Annotated in this window: 18 protein-coding genes; 7 read left to right on the forward strand and 11 right to left on the reverse strand. The window is 72.8% G+C overall.

From position 1 onward, the window contains the following. Positions 1-189 precede the first annotated feature (189 nt). The 5 genes from ACFZA0_RS08230 to ACFZA0_RS08250 all read right to left on the reverse strand — a co-directional run bounded on the left by ACFZA0_RS08230 (position 190) and on the right by ACFZA0_RS08250 (position 5,018). Positions 190-1,494, reverse strand: coding sequence for a cytochrome P450 (locus ACFZA0_RS08230; protein ID WP_391013144.1), 1,305 nt, complete (start codon positions 1,492-1,494; stop codon positions 190-192). Next, positions 1,491-2,108 carry an ATP/GTP-binding protein gene (locus ACFZA0_RS08235; RefSeq protein WP_391013146.1) on the reverse strand — a complete coding sequence of 206 codons (618 nt, stop codon included), beginning with the start codon at positions 2,106-2,108 and terminating at the stop codon, positions 1,491-1,493. The genes ACFZA0_RS08230 and ACFZA0_RS08235 overlap by 4 nt, the downstream gene beginning before the upstream one ends. Further along, positions 2,089-2,445: a DUF742 domain-containing protein gene (locus ACFZA0_RS08240; RefSeq protein ID WP_391013148.1), complete on the reverse strand. Its 357-nt coding sequence runs from the start codon at positions 2,443-2,445 to the stop codon at positions 2,089-2,091. Before ACFZA0_RS08240 ends, ACFZA0_RS08235 begins: the two co-directional genes overlap by 20 nt. A gap of 5 nt (positions 2,446-2,450) precedes the next feature. Continuing rightward, entirely contained in the window at positions 2,451-2,864 is a 414-nt protein-coding gene (locus tag ACFZA0_RS08245; RefSeq protein ID WP_391013150.1) for a roadblock/LC7 domain-containing protein, read from the reverse strand. Between the two features lie 273 nt (positions 2,865-3,137). Then, entirely contained in the window at positions 3,138-5,018 is a 1,881-nt protein-coding gene (locus ACFZA0_RS08250; RefSeq protein WP_391013152.1) for an ATP-binding protein, read from the reverse strand. A gap of 684 nt (positions 5,019-5,702) precedes the next feature. Between ACFZA0_RS08250 and ACFZA0_RS08255 the strand changes: the two genes are divergently transcribed. Together ACFZA0_RS08255 and ACFZA0_RS08260 are read left to right on the forward strand one after the other, a co-directional pair. After that, positions 5,703-6,173: a MarR family transcriptional regulator gene (locus ACFZA0_RS08255; RefSeq protein ID WP_391013154.1), complete on the forward strand. Its 471-nt coding sequence runs from the start codon at positions 5,703-5,705 to the stop codon at positions 6,171-6,173. Positions 6,174-6,289: 116 nt separating this feature from the next. Beyond that, entirely contained in the window at positions 6,290-9,040 is a 2,751-nt protein-coding gene (locus ACFZA0_RS08260) for an FUSC family protein (RefSeq protein ID WP_391013156.1), read from the forward strand. 122 nt (positions 9,041-9,162) lie between these two features. Here the strand turns inward: ACFZA0_RS08260 and ACFZA0_RS08265 are convergent, their stop codons facing one another. From ACFZA0_RS08265 to ACFZA0_RS08275, 3 genes are all read right to left on the reverse strand, one after another. Continuing rightward, a complete protein-coding gene (locus tag ACFZA0_RS08265; RefSeq protein ID WP_391013552.1) occupies positions 9,163-9,975 on the reverse strand; it encodes a DUF3626 domain-containing protein in 813 nt (270 codons plus the stop codon). Positions 9,976-10,164: 189 nt separating this feature from the next. After that, complete coding sequence (locus ACFZA0_RS08270) at positions 10,165-11,346, reverse strand: FAD-dependent monooxygenase (protein WP_391013158.1); 1,182 nt, start codon at positions 11,344-11,346, stop codon at positions 10,165-10,167. Then, positions 11,343-12,080, reverse strand: a complete 738-nt coding sequence (locus ACFZA0_RS08275) for a TetR/AcrR family transcriptional regulator C-terminal domain-containing protein (protein ID WP_391013159.1) — start codon at positions 12,078-12,080, stop codon at positions 11,343-11,345. Before ACFZA0_RS08275 ends, ACFZA0_RS08270 begins: the two co-directional genes overlap by 4 nt. A gap of 135 nt (positions 12,081-12,215) precedes the next feature. Here ACFZA0_RS08275 and ACFZA0_RS08280 point away from each other — a divergent pair, with 135 nt between their 5' ends. Then, positions 12,216-12,707 (forward strand): GNAT family N-acetyltransferase, encoded by a 492-nt coding sequence (locus tag ACFZA0_RS08280; RefSeq protein ID WP_391013161.1) that lies wholly within the window; start codon positions 12,216-12,218, stop codon positions 12,705-12,707. A 64-nt stretch (positions 12,708-12,771) separates the two neighbouring features. Here the strand turns inward: ACFZA0_RS08280 and ACFZA0_RS08285 are convergent, their stop codons facing one another. The 3 genes from ACFZA0_RS08285 to yicI form a co-directional block, all read right to left on the reverse strand. Further along, positions 12,772-13,695: a LysR substrate-binding domain-containing protein gene (locus ACFZA0_RS08285; RefSeq protein ID WP_391013163.1), complete on the reverse strand. Its 924-nt coding sequence runs from the start codon at positions 13,693-13,695 to the stop codon at positions 12,772-12,774. Between the two features lie 122 nt (positions 13,696-13,817). Then, the gene (locus tag ACFZA0_RS08290; RefSeq protein ID WP_391013165.1) at positions 13,818-14,774 is read right to left on the reverse strand and encodes a GDSL-type esterase/lipase family protein; all 957 of its coding nucleotides are present in this window, start codon (positions 14,772-14,774) and stop codon (positions 13,818-13,820) included. A gap of 455 nt (positions 14,775-15,229) precedes the next feature. Further along, entirely contained in the window at positions 15,230-17,521 is a 2,292-nt protein-coding gene (gene yicI, locus ACFZA0_RS08295) for an alpha-xylosidase (protein ID WP_391013167.1), read from the reverse strand. Between the two features lie 281 nt (positions 17,522-17,802). Here yicI and xylA point away from each other — a divergent pair, with 281 nt between their 5' ends. The 4 genes from xylA (at position 17,803) to ACFZA0_RS08315 (ending at position 22,218) form a co-directional block, all read left to right on the forward strand. Further along, complete coding sequence (gene xylA / locus ACFZA0_RS08300) at positions 17,803-18,972, forward strand: xylose isomerase (RefSeq protein WP_391013169.1); 1,170 nt, start codon at positions 17,803-17,805, stop codon at positions 18,970-18,972. A gap of 167 nt (positions 18,973-19,139) precedes the next feature. After that, positions 19,140-20,402 carry an extracellular solute-binding protein gene (locus ACFZA0_RS08305; protein ID WP_391013171.1) on the forward strand — a complete coding sequence of 421 codons (1,263 nt, stop codon included), beginning with the start codon at positions 19,140-19,142 and terminating at the stop codon, positions 20,400-20,402. An 11-nt stretch (positions 20,403-20,413) separates the two neighbouring features. Then, positions 20,414-21,364 (forward strand): ABC transporter permease subunit, encoded by a 951-nt coding sequence (locus ACFZA0_RS08310; RefSeq protein ID WP_391013173.1) that lies wholly within the window; start codon positions 20,414-20,416, stop codon positions 21,362-21,364. A 5-nt stretch (positions 21,365-21,369) separates the two neighbouring features. Then, positions 21,370-22,218 carry an ABC transporter permease subunit gene (locus ACFZA0_RS08315; protein ID WP_391013175.1) on the forward strand — a complete coding sequence of 283 codons (849 nt, stop codon included), beginning with the start codon at positions 21,370-21,372 and terminating at the stop codon, positions 22,216-22,218. Positions 22,219-22,248 lie beyond the last annotated feature (30 nt).

A 22,248-nucleotide genomic window follows, 5' to 3' on the forward strand; every position in this document is an offset into this window, starting at 1 on the left:
GCCCGGCCGGATCGGGGAGCGCGCACACGGTTCCGGGCCGATCAGGTGCCGTGGCCGCGCTGCGGCGCTTCGACCGGCCGCACCGGCCGCCCGCGCGCACCGCGGACGGCCTCCCGGGGCGGCGCCGGCACCGTCCGTCCCGGGCACGGCCTTTGCACGGCGGGCTCACCCCGGGGCCTCACGTGGCTGTCACTGCACGGACGGCGTGAACTCCACCGGCAGGGACGTCAGCCCGCGCATCCACACCGAGGGCCGCCACACCAGTTCCTCCGCCTCGATGGCGAGCACCACGTCCGGCAGCCGTTCGAGGAGTGTCTCCACCGCCGTGCGGGCGATGACGTCGGCGAGCAGCGGCGCCGGATACGGGCAGCGGTGCTCGCCGTTGCTGAACGACAGGTGCGCGCCGTTGCCCTCGGCACCGAGGTCGCCCTGGGGCCAGATCTGCGGATCGGTGTTGGCGGCGGCGAGACCCAGCACGACGCAGTCGCCGGCCTTGATGCGGCGTCCGCCGAGCTGGGTGTCGCGCACGGCCCAGCGGCCGATGAAGTTCTGGGTCGGGGTGTCCATCCACAGCACCTCGTTCAGTGCCTGGCCAACGCTGACGCGGCCCCCGGAGACGTTGAGGGCGAACCGGTCGTCGGTGAGCAGCAGCCGCAGGGTGTTGCAGATCCAGTTGGCGGTCGGCTGCTGCGCGGCGGCGATGACGGAGATGAGGTCCTGGACCACCTCGTCGTCGGTGAGCCCGGCCGGATTGGTGAGCATGCGGGAGGCGACGTCGGGTCCCGGCTGGGCCCGCTTGTCCTTCACCAGCCGCTGGATGCGCTCCTGGACCCGGACGTAGGCGGCGACCGGGTCCTCGCCCTCGGAGGCGTCCAGCGAGGTCCGCAGGTCGGAGACGAGGTCGTCGGTGTCGGCGCTGCCGGCCGCCATGCCGCACATCTCGACGGCCGCCCGCATCGGGACGGGGTGGGCGTAGGCGCTCATCAGCTCGGCCTCGCCGCTGCCCACGAAGCCGTCGATCAACTCGTCCGCGATACGGCGGCAGTTGACGCCCAGCTCGAACTGGTCGACCTCTTCGAGTGCCGCGCTGATGACGCCGGACCTGCGCTGGTGCTCGGCGCCCTCGGTGAACAGTACGGAGGGCTGGTAGCCGACGAACGGCAGCAGCGGCCAGTCCGCCGGAATGTTCTCCCACTGGTTCCAGCGGCGCGAGTCCCGTGCGAACAGGTCGTCGTGCGCGGTGACGTAGGAGAGTTCGGGATACCCGAGCACCAGCCAGGCCGGGATGCCGCCGTCGAGCAGGACGGGGGCGACCGGCCCGTGCAGGCGCCGCATCTCCTGGTACACGACGGCGGGACTCTGCTGGTAGGCGATGCCGCTCAACGGCACCGCCTCCGGACTGACGGGACAACCGGCGTACGCGGCACCGGCGTTGGGGCCGGATCCGGACGGGGCGGAGGGGTGCGGGACGGAGCTGGTCGCGTGGTCGGTCATCGGGTCGCCTCCCGGGCCGTGGCCAGTTCGTAGAGGTGGTCGACAAGCGTGATGAGCACGTTCTTGCCGGAGTTGCGCACGCGCGCGTCGCAGTCGACCATCGGCACGTGGTCGGAGAGCGCGAGGGCCTGGCGGATCTCGGAGAGCGAGAACACGCTGGTGTCGTTCTCGAACCGGTTGACCGCGACGACGAACGGCGTCCGGTGGTGTTCGAGCCTGTCTATCGCGTACCAGCACTCGCTCATCCGCCGGGTGTCGACGAGGACGACGGCGCCCAGCGTGCCGCTGAACAGCCGGTCCCAGAGGAACCAGAACCGCTCCTGGCCGGGCGCGCCGAACAGGTAGAGCACCATGCGTTCGCTCAGGCTGATCCGGCCGAAGTCGAAGGCAACGGTGGTGGTGGACTTGTCGGGCAGTCCCGCCGTCCGGTCGATGCCGACTCCGGCCTCGGTCATGACCTCCTCGGTGTTGAGGGGGCGGATCTCGCTGACCGACCGGACCAGGGTGGTCTTCCCCACGCCGAACCCGCCCACGACGACGATCTTGAGACCGGTCTCGGCCGCCGAACCCAGCGGGGTGCGGGCGGCGGGCAGGTCAAAGGTTGCGGAGTCCATGGAGAACCTCTAGGAGCAGTTCGGATTCGGGCAGGTCGGCGACGGCCCGTGCGGCGCGGGGGTGGCGTGCGGTGACCTTGGCCATGGCCAGCAGGTCGCCCACGAGGATGCGCACCACCGTGACGGGCAGGCGCAGTTCGGCGCAGATCTCTACCAACGCGGTGGGGCGGCGGCACAGTTCGAGGATCCGGGTGTGCTCCGACTGCATGCCGCGCGCCGGTTCGCACTCGCTGACGATGAGGGACACGAGGTCGAGGTCGTCGGGCGCCGCACTGCGTCCGCCGGTGATCGTGTAGAGCCGGTCGGGATCTCCGGTGTCGACCGGACGTCGTGCCACAGAGGTCAGCCTTCCCTGTGAGTGCCGCGGGCCTCGGCCCGCAGATGGTCGCCGATCTGCTCCACCAGTTCCGTCATGTGGTGGCCCACGACGGCCGGTTCGGCCCCGTCCGCCGCGACGACGGCGAGATGGGCGCCCTCGCCCGCCTCGACGATGAAGAGCAGACCGCCGTAGAACTCGGTCATCGAGTGGCGCACTCCCCCGCTGCCGTCGCCGAACTCGACGGAGGCACCCTGTGCGAGGGCCTGCATCCCGGAGGCGATCGCGGAGAGCTGGTCGGCCTGGTCGACGTCGAGCTGGCGGCTCCAGCAGAGTTTCAGGCCGTCGCGGGAGAGGACCAGGGCGTGCCGGGTGCCGGGGGTGCGTTCGAGGAGCGCGTCGAGCAGCCAGGTGAGTGAGGAGTCGGTCGTCTGTTGCATGAGGCGGTGGGGAGCTGGTGAACAGGCTGGGCCCGGACACCGGTCCTTTCCTCCAATCTCCGGTCTGTGACGGGCGGTTGTCGCCTTGGGGGGCGGTCGTCCGTCTGTGGGGGGCGGGGCTGTGCGCCGTCCGTCACGGGGCCGCCGGACGGCGGGAGCCGGGGCGGGTCCGCGGTCCGACGGGCGTCCGGCCGGTCGCCCGTCGGCGGCGGGAAGCCGGACGGCGGACCCGTCCGGCCGGCGAGGGGCCCGACGGTCGGACAGGGCCGCGCATCAGTCCGCGGACGTCGGGTCGGTCGCCCCGGCGGGGCCTGCCGCACCGGCCTCGGCACCGGAGCCGTCCGGTGCGGTGGGTTCCGCGGCGGCGGGTTCGGGGGGCGGGGCGGGGCGGGCGTGCGCTCCCGTGGCGTCTCCCCCGGCAGCCGCCCTGCGCGCGCTGTGGAACGCTCCGAAGCTGTCGCCCGCACTGCGCCGGGGGCGGGTGTCCGCGGGCCGGTCGGCGACCGTGCGGGTGTGGTCGACGGCGGCCATCGTCCGGCCCGGCGCGCGCACCGGCAGCCCGCCCGGGGTGGTCGAGTTGTCTCCGTTGTCGCGCGGCGGGTACGGCGGGACGCCCCCGGCGTCCTGCGGGCGGCGTGGCGGGGCGATCCCGCTCCGGGGCGCGGGGCCCGCCCCGGCGGCCGGGACGGATCCGGTGTCCCCGGCGGCCTGCCCCGGTGGGCGTGACGCGTCCGCGCCGCGCGTCGCGGGGGCCGGGTGCGGCGTACCGGCGCCCGTGCCGCCCGCGTTCCCCTGTGCGCCCGTGCGCCTTCCCTGTCGTACGCCCGGGGGCGTGCGCTGCTGTGACAGCAACTGGGTCGGCACCAGGACGACGACGCCCGTGCCGCCGCGCGAGGAGGGGCGGAAGCTCACGGCGATGCCGTACTTGAGGGCGAGCCGGCCCACGACGGCGAGCCCGAGCCGGGTCCCCTGGAGGGTGGCCAGGTCACTGGCGGACCCGGACACCGCCTCCTCGGCCCGGCGCATCGCCGCGTCGGCCATCTTCAGGCCGCCGTCCTCGACGGTGACGACGATGCCCGCGGCGCGTTCCTCGACGTAGACGTGGACCTGGTCGATGGGGGCCGAGAAGTTGGCGGCGTTGTCCATCACCTCGGCCAGCAGGTGCATCACGCCCTCGGCGGCGTAGCCCGCGATCGTGGCGTCGCTCGCGCAGTTGAGGGTGACCCGGCGGTAGGCGGCGATGCGGCCCACCGCGCCCCGCAGGATGCTCTCCATCGGGATGGGCTTGTTCCACGAGCGGCTGGTGCGGCCACCGAGGAGGAGGGCCAACCGGTCGGTGAGCAGGCCGAGTTGGGAGGTGTTGTGGTCGAGCCTGAGCAGGTCGCCGAGGACGGACTCGTCGTGCCGGTCCTGCATCTCGCGCAGGTCGGCCAGCATGCTCACGGCCTTGGCCTGGACGCGGCCGAGCGCCTTCACGCTCGCGGCCTGGGCGGCGGCGAACCGCCTCTCGCTGATGGCCAGTTCACGGACGACGACGTCCGCGACCGGCCGCACGGACTCCCCGAAGGGAACCTCGCGGTCCTGCTCCTTGCGGAGGGTGTCGAGCGACGCCCCCTCGCGCAGCCGTCGCACGGCGCCGGGCACCGTGCGGGCCACGAGCAGCCTCAAGTCGTCCGTGACGCCGTTGAGTTCGGCGACGGCCGCGTCGCGCTCCGCCTCCGCGGCCGCGGTCCGGCGGCGGGCGGCGTGCAGGGTCCCGCTCAACGCGTTGACGACGGTGGACAGTCCCGGGTCGGACGGCTGCCACGGGTGTCCGGCGGGGTCGCCGCCCGTGGCGCCGTCGTCCTCGCCGGACGCCAGCCGCGGCAGCACGGCGTTCACCAGGTAGGACATCTCGGCCCGCGCCTGGGCGAGTTCGGCGGCCCGCGCCTCGGACCGGTCCCGGAGCAGACGGCGCGCGCGGGACAGTGAGGCACCGAGGAGGAGGACGCAGACTCCGGCGACGACGGCCACACCGGCGAGGAGGAGGCGTCCCTGCCGGGGCGCGGCCAGGACGAGTGCGGCGCCGGCCCCTGCGATCAGCGCGACGCCGACGGCCGGCCACACCAGACCTGCGGGCGACGGGCGAGAGCGGGCTGCGACCGGATGTGCCATTCCGCGTTCCCCAATGACGTGTCGGCTCCGAGCGTGCCGTCCGCGGACGCGAACACCGACCGGATCCGCACATGTGCGCACGACCGCGCACACGGATCCACATCGGCCGGCCGCAGCGGCACTTGCGTGCGGGCCATGCTAGTCACGGCGATGGCTGCTTCCGGGGTGAAAAAACGTTCCGCTTCACCAGTCCGCGTGATCTCGCCCCAGATTCGAACACAACGTTCACGACTGTGATAGACGGCCTTCCGGTTACCCCGTGACCACGCACGAAAAGGGCACAACGCGCGTCCCGCTCGACGGTTGGCGCCGTGGTGCGCACGGCCGGACGGCCGCGTTCGATCCGCCGCACACGCCCAGGATGACGGAGTCGACAAGTCGAGGAGCGGAGTTCGGCCAACTTGGCCGCGATCGCGCCCCGCCGACGGGGACGGCGGCCGGGAAAGTCCCCGCCGAGAAGACGAACGAGCGACCGCCGCCACGGAACCGGGCCGCGCCCCTCGCGCCCTCGCACCTCGCGCCCGCCGCCCCGGCACCGCGAAACGTTCGCACCCGAGAACCGCCGGCCTGCCCGGCACCCGCAGGAGGCACCCGGGAGCCGCTTCCCCGGGCGGGCGACGCCTCCGCCCGGCCGCGCCGCCGTCGAGGTCGGACGTGTCGGGCCGACATGTATATACTTTCGATATGCATCTATCCCCCGCGGCCCCCGACACCTCGGACGAACAGCGCATCGAGGACGCGGCCCGGGGACTGCTGAGCGGGATCGGACGGCTGACGCGCAGCCTGTTCAAGGCGGGCGACTACGGCCTCACCCGCAGCGAGGTGTCCGTCCTGGACTCCCTGGACGCGGCTCCGCTGCGCGTCACCGCGGTCGCCGCCCGGACCGGGATGGTCCAGCCGCGCGTCACCATGCTCCTCAAGAAGCTGGAGGAGGCCGGTCTCGTCGAGCGGCACCGCTGCACCGACGACCGCCGCGCGGTGGAGACGACTCTCACGCCCGCCGGCCGGCAGCTCCTCGAACGGGGACGGCAGCGCATGGCCGTGGCCCTGCGGGAAGCGCTCGACAGCACCATCGACGACTCGGAGCGCGCCGTGAGCGACGCCCGTGAAGCCGTCGTCAAACTCGCCAACGCCATGGAATCGGAGGTCAGTTGACCAGCCCAGGCGCAGCCCGGCCGGACTCGGCCGCACGTCACGGGGCGATATCGCCCCACGCCGGACCCTCGGACGGGGACACCGTCCGCACCCACTCCCCCGCACATCGCGCCGACGTGACACCGCACCGCGTCGGCGGCCCGCGCCGCTGGTGGGACTGGGTCCTGGTCACCGACCCCGGCCTCGGTCAACTCCAGTCCGGCTGGCGGTCGTTCGTGGCCATGGTCACCGGTCTCGCCGTCGGCTACGGCATGTCCCACGCGCTCGGCATCCCGTCCATGATCGGCATGATGGTCGCCGGGATGATGGGCCTGATGAGCGCGTTCGCCATCGCGGAGAACACCTGGACGCAGCTGACCCAGTCCATCATGTGGATGCCGTTCCCCTTCGGCGCCGTCCTGTGGCTGGCCGCGAGCCTGCACGCCCACCGCGCGGTGGAGATCGCCCTCAACGCGACCGCGCTGGCCCTGACCTTCTTCCTCGCCCGGTTCGGGAAGCTGCCCCTGCTCACCGGGATGATGCTGTTCAACGGCTTCATGATCGGCAGCATCGCGGGCATCCCGACCAACATGGTGGGCAAGGCGTTCCTCGCCGCCCTGGTCGGCGCGGCCGGGGTGCTCGGCACCCGGCTGCTGCTCTGCTACCCGATGCCCCGCGAGGACCTGCTGCGCACGCAGCGCGCCTTCGTCGTGGAGGCGCGCCGCCTTGCCGACACCGCCGTCGACACCCTCGACCCGGACGCCGACCAGCAGCGCGTCGCACGCCGCATGAGCCGGTCGCTGCGGCGCCTGAACGTCGTGACCGTCACCATCGACGGCCGCCTCGCCCAGCCGGAGCTGGCCGCCGACCCGGCGACGACGGAGCTGCTGCACCGCTACCTCTTCGACGCCGAGCTCGCGCTGCGCGGCATCGGACAGGCGGTCCAGGACCTCTCCCGGCTCGACCCGCCCGCGCAGTTGCGCGAGGCCCTGGCCGTCGGGCTCCAGCTCGCCCGCGACACGGCACCCGCCCACGCCGACGGCCTGCGCCCCGCCGTGCGGATGATCCGCGACCGCGCGGACGCCGTGCTGCACGACCCCGCCGCACGGCCCGGTGACGCCGAGGCGGCGACGGTGGCACGCCGGGTCGCCGACCTGCTCGACTCGCTGGCCGGCTCGCTCCTCGACTGGCTCACCCTCGGCAGGAACACCCCGAGGACACCCGCCGCCGTGCCGTTCCAGCCCGCGGTGGCCCTGGAGAACAACCGCGTTCCCGGGTCCGCCGGGCCCGCCGGCCGGGCGCTCTCGGCCCGCAGCGAGAGCGGCTGGCATCGTGCGGTCCCGTACCTCCGGGCGCCGCTGCACGCGGGCGTGGCCGCCGCGATCGTCTGCCCGATCGTGGACAGCATCGACCCGCAGCGCTTCTACTGGGGCCTGGTCGGCGTGATGATCACGCTGTTCGGCACCAACACCACGCACGAACGGCTGCGCAAGTTCGGCCACCGCATGGTCGGCACCGTGGCCGGCGCCGTCATCGGTGTGCTCCTGCTGCACCTGATCGGGCGCGATCACATCTACCTGACGCTCACCGTCATCGTCCTCGGCATCTCGTTCGGCGCGTGGGGCATGCAGCGCGCCTACGGGTACTGGGTCACCGGTCTCGTCGCGGCACTCGTGCAGATGTACGGCATGACGACGCCCGACAGCGGAATGGACCACCTGCTCGGCGAGCGGCTGCTCGACAACGGGCTCGGAATACTGGTCGCGACGGCGTGTGCCGCGCTGATCTTCCCGCTGTCGAGCCGGGCGGTCGTCCGCGAGGCCGAACGCGGTTTCGTGGGCGCGGTGGAACACCTGACCACGCAGGTCGCCGCGCGCTGGGGCGAGCCGGAGAGCCCGGTACGGCTGCGCGGCGCGGCCCGGTCTGTGGAGGCGGCGCTGTTCCAGCTCACGGCCGTGGCCCGGCCTCTGGTGCGGATGCCGCTCGGTGTCCGCGGACGCGGCGCCGACAACCGCGTCGCGCTGCTGACGACGGCGACGGGCCACGTCCGAGCGCTCGCCGCGGCCGCCGACATGGACATCGACCTGTCCGCCCGGCTCACCGAGCGGGGCCGGCTTGTCACCACCACCCTCGGCGACTCGCTGCGCGCCCTCGACCTCCACCTGGAGACCGGCTCCGCGCAGCACCCCTGGCGCAGGGTGAGCCCCCTGATCAGGGAGCTGGAGAACGAACTCCGTCCCGCAGCGCCCGGCCCGCGGGCGCGGCGGCTGAACCTCGCGCTGCGGGAGCTCGACGCCCTCGACGAGACGCTCGCCGCCTTCGCCGAGCAGTCGGGCATGGCCGTCGAGACCGGCGGCCCCGCCGTCCCCGGGCAGCCGGGACGGACCTCTCCCATGCAGCGGCGCACCAGGTCGGTCGTGGCCGCGTGGAACCAGCCCCGGCACCCGTCGCTGGACGGGCGGCCCGGGACCGGCGAGCGGCAGGACGGAGCAGCCGTGCCGGCCCCGGCACGGGCTCCGGGTTCGGCGTCCCCGGGCGCGACCCCCGCGGGCGCGACCGCCGGGGACGCGTCCGGGACCGCCCGGTCGGTGGCCTTCGCCGACGGGGACGTACGGGACACGGCCTCCGCCGCCGGTGCCGTCACCGTCGCCGTGTCGGGCGGTGTGCTGTGCGAGCTGCATCCCGAGGGGTGCCCGGCGCGGCTCACCGTGATCAACGCGCGCGGTCAGCGGGTCGCCCGGGGATACGCCGAGCACGGCCGCTACCGCCTGGACCTGCGGCCCGGCTCGCACACGCTCGTGGTGTCGGCGCCCGACCACTCGCCGCGTGCCGAGACGCTGACGGTGCGGGACACGGACCGCGACGTGCGGCACGACATACGGCTGTAGCCGAACGGCCCTGCGCCGAGGGGGCGGTACGCGCGCGTACCGCCCCCTCGGCGTGTCCGCGGCGACCGGCCGCGGACGTCCCGACCGGCGTCGCCGGCTGCCGCCCGTCGGGTGGTGGGGGCTCAACGCGCTTCGTGGCCAGGGGTGTTGTCGGCGCCGACGGCCGGCCGTTGCCCGTCGCGCACGGTACGGCCGTGCGGCGCCCCGAACCGCGCGAGGCAGTGCCACACCTTCTTCAGGTTCTGCGGGTCGTCGAGGCCCGCCCGCACGGCGTCGCCGATCACCGCCGGCGTCAACTCCCCGTCCACCGCGATCCGTTCGCCCAGCACGACGCGGCAGAGTCCGCGGTACCCGGGATGCCGGCGCAGTGCGGCGACGGTGAGGCGGAAGCCCGGGTGCCATTCGAGCGCGCAGGGCAGGCGCCGCGCGGCGTGTTCGACGGGGGTGCCCCGGTAGCAGGCGTCCAGGACCAGTGCCTCGACGTCGCGGTCGAAGCGGACCGGCCCGTGGATCTGGGCCTCGACATGACGGTCGAGGGCGTCGGGACCGTCCGCCGAGGCGGGGCCGAGGAGCGAGAAGCGCCCGGCCGTGGCGAAGGCCGTGGGGCCGGTGGAACTGTCCGGGTAGCAGAACGTGGCCCTCGCCAGGGTCCGCGCGGTCAGCCGGAAGTACGAGGAGCCGAACCGGGGCGCCCCGCCCGCCACGTCCCGCCGGAAGTTCAGCGCGCCGTAGACGGGCCGCTCGGCGGCGGGCGCGCTGTCGTAGGCCCCGCCGAAGATGCGGCTCTCCCAGAGCCAGCGGTCGCCGCCGGGGTGCGCGGTCAGACCGCCGTTGCCGGTGCGGGTCACGAACTGGGAGCGGTAGACGCCGTCCTGGGCCATCGCCGTGAGGACGTCACGGCCGCCCGTCGCCGCCCGGTCGGGGTGGAAGTTCATGGTCAGCCGGTAGGCGGACCCGAGCGGGCCGCCCGACGACAGCCCCGCCACGTGTTGGAGCGCGCGGTCCTGGGCGGTCGGTACGGAGTCCGGGCCGGTGTGGGTACTCACCGGGGAAGTGTGCGGCGGCGGCCGTGCGCACCGCACTTGATTTGATCCCGGCCCCGAGCGGCCGCCGGTCCGCGGGCCTCATGCCTCCGGTGCGGCGTCGTGGCCCGCGAACATGTCGAGCAGGGACTGCGGCGCGTCGTCGTTGAAGATCGCGGCCAGTCCGGCGACGGACTCCCGTGCGGTCCGCTCGGCCCGGGGGAACAGCAGTGCCTCGTACTCCGCGAGTGCCGCCTCCGGGTCGCCGGGGTGCGCGGCGAGGCAGCGGCCGAGGTCCGCGCCGTCGATCAGGGCGAGGTTCGCGCCCTCTCCCGCGAAGGGTGACATCAGGTGCGCGGCGTCGCCGAGGAGTGTCACGCCCGGCACCCGCTCCCAGCGGTGCCCGACGGGCAGCGCGTGGATGAGCCGCGGGACGAGCGGGCCGTCCGCCTCGATGACCAGGCGGCGCAGTTCGGGCGCCCAGTCGGTGAACTCCCCGAGCAGCGTCGCCTTCGCGGTCCCCGGGTCGGTGAAGTCGACGGCGGACAGCCGGTCCTCGGCGACGCGCAGCCCGGTGTAGACGTGCAGGCTGCCGTCGGTCTCGCGGTGGGCGAGGAACGCCTTGTGGTCGCCCAGGGCGAAGAACATGCCGCCGCCGATCGTGCGGGCGGCCTCGGGGTGCCGGGCGTCGGCGTCGAGGAGGTCGAGTTCGACGAAGGAGACGCCGCTGTACGCGGGGGTGGCGTCGGAGAGCAGCGGACGGATCCGGGACCAGGCCCCGTCGGCGCCGACCAGCAGGTCGGTGGTGAGGCGCGAGCCGTCGGCGAGGGTGACCTCGTGCCGGCCGTCGCCGAGGGAGCGCGCGGAGACGGCCTTCGCGTTCCAGCGCACGGTGCCCGCCGGGAGCGAACCGAGCAGCAGGTCGCGCAGGTCGCCGCGGTCGATCTCGGGTCGGCCGCCGGTGCCGTCGTCCTCCTCCTCGCGCAGTACGTTCGCGTGCCGGTCGAGGATGCGGACGGCCTCGCCGCCGGGGTGGACCTTGGCACGGAACGCTTCGTACAGCCGGGCCTCGCGCAGCGCGGCCTGTCCGGTCTCCTCGTGGATGTCGAGCATGCCGCCCTGGGTGCGCGCGTCGGCGGACGGTTCGAGGTCGAGGACGGTCGCCCCGATGCCGTTGACGTGCAGGACGCGCGCGAGCATGAGCCCGCCGAGTCCGCCGCCGACGACGGTCACGGGGTGGTGGGGTACGGCCGCGGGGCCGCTGTTGCCGGTCGTGTCCGTCATGGCTGCTCCTTGCGAGTGGGGGCCGGCCGGGGCTCGGGCTCCGGCCGGGGCGTGGCGAGGGTGCCGTTGATCACGGCGCGGAAGGTCCAGGCGAACCGGGCCTCCGGGGGGCCGGAGATCAGCTCGTCGGCGAGCGCGGCGATACGGGGGTGGGTGGCCGCGTCCACCGTGTGCAGGGCGCCGACGAGGGCCTCGGTGTCCTCCTCGGCGCGGTCGTCGGCGGCGCGGGTGGACTGCTCGGCGGCCGTCGCGGTCGCCACCAGCAGCAGGACGTCGATGCCCCACGCGGCCTGCGCGTCGGGCACGCCGCCCTGGTGCAGGACCGCGAGCACGGCCTCCACGAGGGCGAGGTAGTTGCGGCCGGAGGGCCGCGCCACCAGCGCCGACCGGGCCAGGCCGGGGTTGTCGAACAGGACCTGGGTGTAGGACGCCAGCACGGCGGAGAGCCGGTCCTGCCAGTCGCCCTCGGCGCCGACCGGGCTCAGGTCCACCGCGCCCAGCAGTTCGTCCAGGATCGCCGCGTGCAGTTCGGCGGTGCCGGCGACGTAGACGTACAGCGACGCGGGGCCGGTGTCGAGCTCCTGGGCGAGCCGCCGCATGGTGACGCGGCCCAGGCCCTCGGCGCGCATGATCCGGACCGCCGACCCGACGATGCCCTCGTAGGTCAGGGCGGGCTTGGCGGGCCGTTCGCGACGGCTGCGGGAGGGGGGCTGCTTCTCGGTCACGCCTCCCATCGTAACGAACATGTTCGTAACGAACAAGTTCCTGACGAACATGTTCGTCCAATGTTCTCCGAGCTCCCGCCCCCGGTCGCCCCGCGCCCGGTATTCCGTTGACGCGGACGCACCGGCCGGGCTTTGCTGCCCGTCATGACGACCCCCGACGTCCGGCCCGTCGACGGCGAAGCCGACCTGCTGCACTGGCGGTACGTGCACAACCTGGTCGTGCCGCCCTGCGCGCTGACGCTCGCCGAGGTGCGCGAGCGCGCACGGCGCAACCACCTGGAGATCGCCCTGCTCGACGGCGAACCGATCGGCTGCTCGACGGTCCGCCCACCGGCGCCTGCGACCGCGCGGGACGCGGCCGCCGCCACCGTCATCGCGCGCGTACTGCCCGCCCACCGCGGCCGGGGACTGGGCGCCCACCTGTACGAGCGGGGACTGCGGCACGCCCTCGCCCTCGGCGCGCGCACGGTGGAGACGTTCGTCCTGGAGGCCGCCGCCGACGGCCTCCGGTTCGCCGCGCGGCGGGGATTCACCGAGGTCGAGCGCTATCCGCTGACGTCGGCCCCCGACGCCCGGACCGAGGTGCACCTGCGGCTGGCGGCGCCCGGTGACGGCTCCGCCGGGGGCGGGGCGTAGGCGGTACGCGCGTACCCGGCCGTGCCGTACGCGCGTACGGTGCGACGGGTCCCGCGTCCCGTCGTCACGGCAGCGTGTCGCCCTCCACGACGGCCGCCCTCAGCGCCTCCGCGACGCGTTCCGTCGCCTCCGGGAGCGGGCCGGGCAGCCGGGCGAGCACCAGGCGGCGCTGTTCCTGCGGCCCGCCGCGCACCGGCAGGACGCGTACGCCCTCGGGCGCGACGGGGGCGAGGGACGCGGAGACGGTGGTGAAGCCGAGGCCCGCGGCGACCAGGTGCAGCTTGGCCAGCCAGTCCCGGGCGGTGTGCACGATCTCGGGGCGCTCGTCCAGGCCGGGCCAGACGCCCATGACCCGGTCACCGGCGGACGCGGGTGCCGCGATCCAGTGCCGCCCGCGCAGGTCCGCGACGTCGACGTAGTCGCGTCGGGCCAGGGGGTGGGAGGCGGGCAGCGCGAGGCAGAGGCCGCGTTCGGCGAGGGTGCGCGTCACCAGCGCCGGCGATTCCGCGTCCGGCGGCCGGAACGGCGGCGCCGAGCTGAGGAGCGCCAGGTCGAGGCCCCCGCTGCGCAGCGCCCGTACCAGCTCGGGCGTGCTGCCCTCCCGCGTGGTCACCGTGATCCCGGGGTGGCTCGCGCGCAGGGCGGTCAGGGCGCGGGGCAGCAGGGCGGCGCCCGCGCTGGGGATCCAGCCGAGCCGCACGGTGCCGCCGTCGGCGGGGAGGCCGGACAGTTCGCGGGCGGTGAGGTCGATGCCGTCGAGCACGTCGGTGGCGCGGCGCAGGACGAGGTGCCCGGCGGCGGTCAGCCGTACGCCGTCGCGGCGCCGTTCCAGCAGCGTGGTGCCCGCGGCCCGTTCCACGGAGGCGATCTGCCGGGACACGGCGGACTGCGTGTAGCCGAGCGCGGCGGCGGCCGCGGTGAAGGTGCCCTCGTCGGCCACGGCCCGGAAGACCCGGAGGGCGGTCAGGGAGACCTCGCGGAAGTCCATGACGTCAACGCATACCACGCGGACGGAATCCCGGCGGGCGCATTCCGGGCGGGGGTGCCCGCGCGGCCCACGGACGCCCGCCCCTGCCGGTGGCGGGGCGGGCGTCCGTGGGCCGGTGGGGCTCAGTGGCGCTTTCCGCCGACCGGCAGGGCGTGTTCGACGGCGGTGGCCATCGCCCGCTCCCCCGCGGCGTTGGGGTGCGCGGGTGCCGCCGGGGAGGCCGGCTGGAGGGACTCGATCCAGCGCTGTCCGACCGGCTTGCACATGTCGTGGCCGACGGTCGGACGGTAGGTGTCGACGTAACGGGCGCCACCACGTGCCGCCTGCTTCGCGAGCATCGCGTTCAGTGCCTTCTCCGTGTCGCGGAGGTAGGCGAAGTCCCCGGCGGCGAACGGCACGGAGGCGCTGGTGCAGCCCACGCCGTCGTCGGGGAGGAGGTCGGGGTAGCCCACCACCATGACCTTGGCGTGCGGGGCGCGGTGGTGGATGCCGCGCAGGACGGCCGCGATCTTCGGTGCGGTCGTGTTGACCGCCGCGCGCAGTTGGTCGGTGCCCGTCGCGTTGTAGTAGGCGCGGCAGGGGGCACCGGCCGGGTCGGCGGCCGTCAGGTGCGCGCAGGTGCCGAGGATGGTCGAGAACCCGATGTCGTTGCCGCCGATGCTCAGCGTCACCAGCGCCGTGCGGGAGTTGAGCGCGGTGAACTGGGCCGGTGCGGTGCCCTGGGGTCCGGTCATCTCGGCGGTCGTGGCACCGGAACAGGTGACGTCCTTCAGCGGCAGGTGCCGCTCCGCCGCGACGAGGGAGGCGTAATTGTGGTCGGAGCGGGCGCAGTTGGCGTCGACCTGGTCGGGTATGCCGGGGCCCGCCGCGTAGGAGTCGCCCAGTGCGACGTAGGTGCCGGGCGCGTGGCCGTGCCCCTTGTGCGAGTGGTGGTCCTGGTGCGCGGCGTGTGCGTCGTGCGCGTCGGCGGGCACCGCCGCGGCGAACGTGAGGAGGGCTCCGGCGGCGGCCGCCGCGAGTCCGCGGGCGACGGGGCGAGCGGGCGAGGGGGCGGCGGTGCGGGCGCCTGGACTGTTCATGTGCTCTCCTCCGGTGGCCGGTTCTGCCCGCGTGGACGCGGACGCTTCCGCCGGGACGTGACCGCGGGGCGGCCGGTCGCCTCAACGACCGGCCGCCCCGGGCAAGTTGACGGACTGCCGACCGCCAGGAAACGTCCGAGTGCCGCACCGGCGCAACCCCGCGGTGCTACTGGATCGTAAAGAACTTCGGAACGGCCGGCTCCACAACACCGTTGCAGAACCCGCCCGTTCGGCCGGGCGGGCGCCGGGGCGAGGACGCGGAAAACCCCGCGCCCGGCCCCGGTCCGCACGGTGGCGGATCGGGGCGGGCGCGGGGCCCCGGTGGTGCACACCGCCCGCGTGCGGGACGCGCGGTCAGGACGCGAACTGCTCCCGCGGGCGGTGGTCTTGGCGGGCGCTGCGGCCCGTGCGGTCCGGCGGGCCCGTCCGGTGCGCGGACGGACCTCCGGGGCGGTTCAGGACAGCGGGACGACGACATCGCCGCTGCCGGAGACCTCGCCGCCGCCCACCACCCGTACCGTGTACGGCCGTTCGGTGCCGGTGGCGGTGACCCGGAGCGCGTCGCCGTCGCGCCGCACGCGGAACGTCGCGGCCGTCTCGCCGGTCAGGTCGGGCACGGTGACGTCGGCCTCGTAGCCGGCCGCCGCCGTCGGGTGGACCAGCAGGGTCGGGGCGTCGAGCCAGTCGCCGTCGGGGCGGCCGTCGTCGGACGCCAGCGGCAGCACGGCGCCCTCGCGGACGTACAGGGGCAGGCTGTCGAAGCCGTGCCGCTCGGTGCGCCAGACCGGGCCGGTGACCTGTTCGCCGGTGAGCAGGTGGGTCCAGGTGCCCTCGGGGAGGTAGACCTCGACCTCCCCGTCCTCGGTGAAGACGGGGGCGACCAGCAGGTCGGAGCCCAGCATGTACTGGCGGTCCAGCGGACGGCAGGCGGGGTCGCCGGGGAACTCCAGGACCATGGGCCGCATCATCGGGACGCCGGTGCGCCGCGTCTCGGCCGCGCTGCCGTACAGGTACGGCATGAGGCGGTGCTTGAGGCGCGTGAACTCCCGGGCCACGTCCACGGCCTCGTCGCCGAACTCCCACGGCACCCGGTACGACGAGGAGCCGTGCAGGCGGCTGTGCGAGGACAGCAGGCCGAACGCGAGCCAGCGCTTGAAGACGGCCGGGTCGGGGGTGCCCTCGAAGCCGCCGATGTCGTGGCTCCAGAAGCCGAAGCCGCTCAGCGACAGCGACAGGCCGCCGCGCAGCGACTCGGCCATGGCGCCGAAGGACGACCAGCAGTCGCCGCCCCAGTGCACGGGGTACTGCTGGCCGCCGGCGGTCGCCGAGCGGGCGAACAGCACGGCCTCGCCCTGTCCGCGCTCCTTCTCCAGGAGGTCGAAGACCGTCTTGTTGTAGAGGTGCGTGTAGTAGTTGTGCATGCGCTCCGGGTCGGAGCCGTCGTGCCACACCACGTCGGTGGGGATGCGCTCGCCGAAGTCGGTCTTGAAGCAGTCGACGCCCTGGTCGAGGAGGACCTTCAGCTTCGACTGGAACCACTCGCACGCGGCGGGGCTCGTGAAGTCGACGAGGCCCATGCCGGCCTGCCAGAGGTCCCACTGCCAGATGTCGCCGTTGGGCTTGCGCACCAGGTGGCCGAGGGCGGCGCCCTCGTCGAACAGGGCGGACTTCTGGGCGATGTACGGGTTGATCCAGGCGCTGACGCGCAGCCCCTTCGCCTTGAGGCGGGCGAGCATGCCCTCGGGGTCGGGGAAGACCTCCGGGTCCCACTGGAAGTCCGACCACTGGTACTCGCGCATCCAGAAGCAGTCGAAGTGGAACACCGACAGCGGGATGCCGCGCTCGGCCATGCCGTCGACGAAGGACGTCACCGTCTTCTCGTCGTAGGAGGTGGTGAACGAGGTCGTCAGCCACAGGCCGAAGGACCAGGCCGGCGGGAGGGCCGGGCGGCCGGTGAGGGCGGTGTAGCGGGACAGCACCTCCTTGGGCGTGGGGCCGGCGACGATGTAGTACTCGATCGTCTGGTCCTCGACGCTGAACTGCACCTGGCCCACGGCCTCGGAGCCCACCTCGAAGGAGACCGCGCCGGGGTGGTTGACGAAGACGCCGTAGCCGCGCGAGGAGAGGTAGAACGGGATGTTCTTGTACGCCTGCTCGCTGCTGGTGCCGCCGTCGGCCTGCCACATGTCGACGATCTGGCCGTTCTTGACGAACGGGGTGAAGCGCTCGCCGAGGCCGTAGATCTGCTCGCCGACGCCGAGCGCGAGCTGGGTCAGCATGTGGTGGTTCTCGGGGGTGTCGAACTGGGCCTTCTCGTCCAGCGTCGCGAACGCCGTGCCCTTGCGGCCGGCCCGGGTCAGCTCCCGGCCGTCGGCGTCGCGGAAGACGAGGCTCCAGGGCGCGTTCTCGTCGAGGCTGACGGTGAGCGGGCCGCTGGTGAGTTCCGTCACCCCGTCGGCACGGCGCACCGCGCCCGCGCCGCCCTCCGCGCCGGTCACCTCGAAGTCGGGGCCGAGGCGGCGCTTGCCGCCGAGGTGGGTGACGCGGACACCGATGACGCCCTCGGCGGGCGAGAAGCAGTCGACCGTGAGGAGCGGCGCGTTGAGGGTGTCGCCCCGCCGCTCCACCTTCTTCACGGCGGCGAAGGCGGTGAAGCGGTCGGCGTCGGCGCGGAGGTCGCGTACCTCGGTGGCGTACGAGATCTGCACGCCGTCGCGGATGCGCCAGAAGCCGTTGGTGAACTTCATGTTCTTCCTCGGTGCGGTGGAGCGGGATCGGTTCGATGCGGGGCGGGGGCATCACCGCCATTTTGATCGTACACAAAACAAATTGCCCCCTGAAGCCTCCCCCGGTCGCACTGCGGGCAACCCTGGGGAACAGGCCTTGTGCCGTCCGGCGAAACCCCGAAGGTGAAGAGGACGACACCTGGAGGGACTAGCGGCGCGCGAAACTTTCGCGTATTAGTCATCTGAGCAAACAAACAAACCCGGCGGAGCTGCCGGGTCGTACGACAGCAAGGGCCGCGACAATGTCGGATCGCTTCACTCCCACCCCCGAGGACAGGTTCACGTTCGGTCTGTGGACCGTCGGCTGGCAGGGCCGGGACCCCTTCGGTGACGCCACCCGCGAGGCGCTGGACCCGGTGGAGTCGGTCACCCGGCTGGCCGAGCTGGGCGCGGCGGGTGTCACCTTCCACGACGACGACCTGATCCCGTTCGGGTCCTCCGACAGCGAGCGCGAGGCGCACGTCAAGCGGTTCCGCCAGGCGCTGGACGCGACCGGCATGAAGGTGCCGATGGCGACGACGAACCTGTTCACGCACCCCGTGTTCAAGGACGGCGCGTTCACCGCGAACGACCGGGACGTGCGCCGCTACGCGCTGCGCAAGACAATCCGCAACATCGACCTCGCCGCGGAGCTCGGCGCGTCGGTCTACGTCGCCTGGGGCGGGCGCGAGGGCGCGGAGTCCGGTGCCGCCAAGGACGTGCGCAGTGCGCTGGACCGGATGAAGGAGGGCTTCGACCTCCTGGCCGAGTACGTCACCGAGCAGGGCTACGACCTGCGCTTCGCGATCGAGCCGAAGCCGAACGAGCCGCGCGGCGACATCCTGCTGCCCACCGTCGGCCACGCGCTGGCGTTCATCGAGCGCCTGGAGCGCCCGGAGCTGTTCGGTGTGAACCCCGAGGTCGGCCACGAGCAGATGGCGGGCCTGAACTTCACGCACTCCATCGCGCAGGCACTGTGGGCGGGCAAGCTCTTCCACATCGACCTCAACGGCCAGTCCGGCATCAAGTACGACCAGGACCTGCGCTTCGGCGCCGGTGACCTGCGGTCCGCGTTCTGGCTCGTGGACCTGCTGGAGTCCGCCGGCTACCAGGGGCCGCGGCACTTCGACTTCAAGCCGCCGCGCACCGAGGACAAGGACGGCGTGTGGGCCTCCGCCGCCGGCTGCATGCGCAACTACCTCATCCTCAAGGACCGTGCCGCAGCCTTCCGCGCCGACCCCGAGGTCCAGGCCGCGCTGACCGCCTCCCGCCTCGACGAACTCGCCCGGCCCACCGCCGCCGACGGCCTCGCCGCCCTCCTCGCCGACCGCACCGCCCACGAGGACTTCGACGTCGAGGCCGCCGCCGCCCGCGGCATGGCCTTCGAACACCTCGACCAGCTCGCCATGGACCACCTCCTCGGCGCCCGCTAGGACGACGTCGTCATCCCGTGCCCGGCGCGCGTCACGCGCCGGGCACTCGGGCGAGCCACCCCCCACCTGACACGCGACAGCCGGAGCCGTGTCCGGGCCTGACCTCTTCCTCCGCCGGACACAGGCGTCCGCCGGGGCCGGCACCCCTCTCACCCAAGGGCACCACCGTGACAGCACACATCTCGAACGGGGCACGTCCCGGACCCCGGCACATCCGCCGGCGGGTTCTCGTCCCGCTCACCGTTGTCTCCGCGCTCGTCGGCACCGTCGCACTGGCCGGCTGCGGACAGTCCCGCGACCCCGACGTGTACACCGTCCTGAACTCCTCGACGGACGACTCGTACCACAGCTGGGACGCGGCCACCCTGAAGCGCTGCAGCGAGCAGCTCGGCGTGACGATCCAGCAGCAGTCGGTCCCCGCGGACCAGGTGATGTCCAAGTCGCTGCGCATGGCTTCGTCGAAGTCGCTGCCGGACATCATCCAGTTCGACGGCTCCGAGATGCCGAGCTTCGCCGAGACCGGCGGCCTGATGGACCTGAAGAAGCTGGGCGTCGACACCTCCGACATCCCCGAGGGAATCATCAACTACGGTTCCTACAAGGGGACTTACTACGGCGCCGCGCGCACGGTGAACACCCTCGCGCTGTTCTACAACAAGGACGTCTTCGCGAAGGCCGGCCTGTCGGTGCCCACCACCTGGGCCGAGATGCGTGCCGACGCGAAGAAGCTCACCCAGGGCCACCAGTACGGCATCGCGCTGAGCGCGGGCGGCGCCGAGGACGGCGTCTACCAGTTCACGCCGTTCATGTGGTCCAACGGCGGCGACGAGACCGACCTCGACAGCAAGAACGTGGCCGAGGCGCTGGACTACTGGAAGTCGCTGATCGGCGACGGCTCGCTGTCGAAGTCGACGATCAACTGGACGCAGGCGGACGTCAACGACCAGTTCATGGCGGGCAACGCGGCCATGATGATCAACGGTCCGTGGCAGGTGGAGACCCTCAACACCAAGAAGAGCCTGCACTGGGGCATCGCGCAGATCCCGGTCCCCAAGACCGGCGACGACTCCGTCGGCCCGCTCGGCGGTGGTGAGCTGACCATCCCGAACATCGGCGACACCGCCCGCGAGAAGACCTCCGCGAAGATCGTCAACTGCATGACGAGCGAGCAGGAGGAGGTCACCTACGCGCTCAACAGCTGGATGATCCCGGCCAACGAGAAGGCCGCGGCCGTCTGGAAGAAGAAGGTCCCCTCGCTGAGCGCCCTGGCCGGACAGGTCGCCGCCGCCCGGTCCCGGACCGCCAAGGTCGGCTCCGGCTGGAGCTCGATCTCGCTGGCCCTGCAGAGCGCGTTCCAGTCGGCGCTCACCGGCCAGTCCAGCGAGTCGGCACTGAAGCACGCGCAGCAGCGCGTCGAGAGCGGGAACTGAGGTATTAGACGATGTCCACCACCGCTGTTCCCGCACCCGTGACCACCGGCACCGCGAAGGCCGCCCCCGCACCGGACCCGAACCGGGTCCGCCGGCGCCGCGCCCTCGCGCAGTGGGGCTTCGTCGCCCCGGCCGTGATCTTCATGCTGCTGTTCTTCGGCTACCCGCTCGTGCGCAACGTCGTGATGAGCTTCCAGCACTACACGCCGTCGACGTTCTTCACCGGCAAGGCGCCCTTCAACGGCCTCGACAACTGGCGCAAGGTCTTCGGCGACGACCTGTTCGGCAAGGCCCTGTGGCAGACCATCGTCTTCACGATCGGCTCCCTGATCGGGCAGTTCGGCATCGGCCTGGCCCTCGCGGTGTTCTTCAACCGCCGCTTCCCGCTCAACGGCGTGCTGCGCGCGCTGATCCTGCTGCCGTGGCTGGTCCCCATGGTCGTCTCCGGCATCGTCTGGCGGCGCATCCTCGACCAGGACACCGGTGTGCTGAACTCCTTCCTCGGCCTGTTCGGCGCGGGCCACACCCCGTGGCTCACCAGCACCCACATGGCGCTGCTGTCCGTGGTCCTGGTGAACGTCTGGATCGGCATCCCCTTCAACATGGTGATCCTCTACGGCGGTCTCCAGGAGGTTCCCAAGGAGGTCTACGAGGCCGCCTCGCTCGACGGCGCCTCCGGCTGGCGCACCTTCCGTTCGGTGACGTTCCCGCTGCTGAAGCCGGTCATCACCGTGGTGCTGGTGCTGGGCTTCATGTCGACGGTGAAGATCCTGGACCTGGTCCTGGCCCTCACCAACGGCGGTCCCGCCGACTCCACCCAGACCCTGGGCACGCTGACCTACCAGGACTCCTTCGTCCAGCTGGACTTCGGAGCCGGTGCCGTCGTCGGCAACATCCTGATCCTGATCTCCGCCGTCTTCGCGGTGTTCTACCTGCGGGCCAACCGCAACGAGGGGAAGTGACCGGCATGGCGACCACCACCACCGCCCCCCGGGCCGCGGCCACCCGCGCACCGAAGAAGCGCTGGGGCACCATGATCGCGGGCATCGTCATCCTGTGCCTGATGCTGTTCCCGCTCTACTGGATGATCAACACGGCGCTCCAGCCGGAGTCCGGTCTGCTGGAGGTCGACCCGGTCCCGCACAGCGTGGACTTCTCCGGCTTCAGCTCGGCCATCACCGAGCAGGGCGGCCACCTGCTCACCTCGCTCGCGGTCGCGCTCGGCGCGGTCGTGATCTGCCTGCTGTTCTCGGCACCGGCCGCCTACGGCCTCGCCCAGTTCAAGCTGCCGGGCGCGCGGACCGTCGTGTTCGGCACGCTCATCACGCAGATGGTCCCGGGCATCGTCATCGCCAACGCGCTCTACAGCGCGTACGTCGATCTCGGCCTGGTGAACTCGTACTTCGGCCTGATGCTCGCCGACGCCTCGCTCGGCATCCCGTTCGCGATCGTGCTGATGCGGTCGTTCATGGTGGCCATCCCGCGCGAGGTCATCGAGGCCGCCGAGGTCGACGGGGCGGGCCGGCTGCGGACGTTCGTCCAGGTCGTGCTGCCGATGAGCCGCAACTCCCTGATCACCGCGGGCCTGTTCTCGTTCCTGTACGCGTGGAGCGACTTCATGTTCGCGCTGACGCTGAACACCACCGACCACGTCAAGCCGGTCACGCTCGGCATCTACCAGTACATCGGCGCGCACGTCGGCGACTGGGGTTCCGTGATGGCCGCGTCCGTGCTGTCGGCGATCCCCGCGGCGATCCTGCTCGTGCTCGCCCAGAAGTACATCGCCGCCGGCATCACCGGCGGATCCGTCAAGTGACCGTCCCCCGCTTTGAGATGGGCCTGTTCA

Origin of the sequence: Streptomyces sp. NPDC008150 (assembly GCF_042956945.1) — a bacterium.
In the GTDB taxonomy this organism is placed as follows: domain Bacteria; phylum Actinomycetota; class Actinomycetes; order Streptomycetales; family Streptomycetaceae; genus Streptomyces.

Coding starts and splice junctions, on each gene's coding strand:
- ACFZA0_RS08230 (WP_391013144.1), bottom strand. CDS start 1,494: ATGACCGACCACGCGACCAGCTCCGTCCCGCACCCCTCCGCCCCGTCC.
- ACFZA0_RS08235 (WP_391013146.1), bottom strand. CDS start 2,108: ATGGACTCCGCAACCTTTGACCTGCCCGCCGCCCGCACCCCGCTGGGT.
- ACFZA0_RS08245 (WP_391013150.1), bottom strand. CDS start 2,864: ATGCAACAGACGACCGACTCCTCACTCACCTGGCTGCTCGACGCGCTC.
- ACFZA0_RS08250 (WP_391013152.1), bottom strand. CDS start 5,018: ATGGCACATCCGGTCGCAGCCCGCTCTCGCCCGTCGCCCGCAGGTCTG.
- ACFZA0_RS08255 (WP_391013154.1), top strand. CDS start 5,703: ATGCATCTATCCCCCGCGGCCCCCGACACCTCGGACGAACAGCGCATC.
- ACFZA0_RS08265 (WP_391013552.1), bottom strand. CDS start 9,975: ATGAACTTCCACCCCGACCGGGCGGCGACGGGCGGCCGTGACGTCCTC.
- ACFZA0_RS08270 (WP_391013158.1), bottom strand. CDS start 11,346: ATGACGGACACGACCGGCAACAGCGGCCCCGCGGCCGTACCCCACCAC.
- ACFZA0_RS08275 (WP_391013159.1), bottom strand. CDS start 12,080: ATGGGAGGCGTGACCGAGAAGCAGCCCCCCTCCCGCAGCCGTCGCGAA.
- ACFZA0_RS08280 (WP_391013161.1), top strand. CDS start 12,216: ATGACGACCCCCGACGTCCGGCCCGTCGACGGCGAAGCCGACCTGCTG.
- ACFZA0_RS08285 (WP_391013163.1), bottom strand. CDS start 13,695: ATGGACTTCCGCGAGGTCTCCCTGACCGCCCTCCGGGTCTTCCGGGCC.
- ACFZA0_RS08290 (WP_391013165.1), bottom strand. CDS start 14,774: ATGAACAGTCCAGGCGCCCGCACCGCCGCCCCCTCGCCCGCTCGCCCC.
- yicI (WP_391013167.1), bottom strand. CDS start 17,521: ATGAAGTTCACCAACGGCTTCTGGCGCATCCGCGACGGCGTGCAGATC.
- xylA (WP_391013169.1), top strand. CDS start 17,803: ATGTCGGATCGCTTCACTCCCACCCCCGAGGACAGGTTCACGTTCGGT.
- ACFZA0_RS08310 (WP_391013173.1), top strand. CDS start 20,414: ATGTCCACCACCGCTGTTCCCGCACCCGTGACCACCGGCACCGCGAAG.
- ACFZA0_RS08315 (WP_391013175.1), top strand. CDS start 21,370: ATGGCGACCACCACCACCGCCCCCCGGGCCGCGGCCACCCGCGCACCG.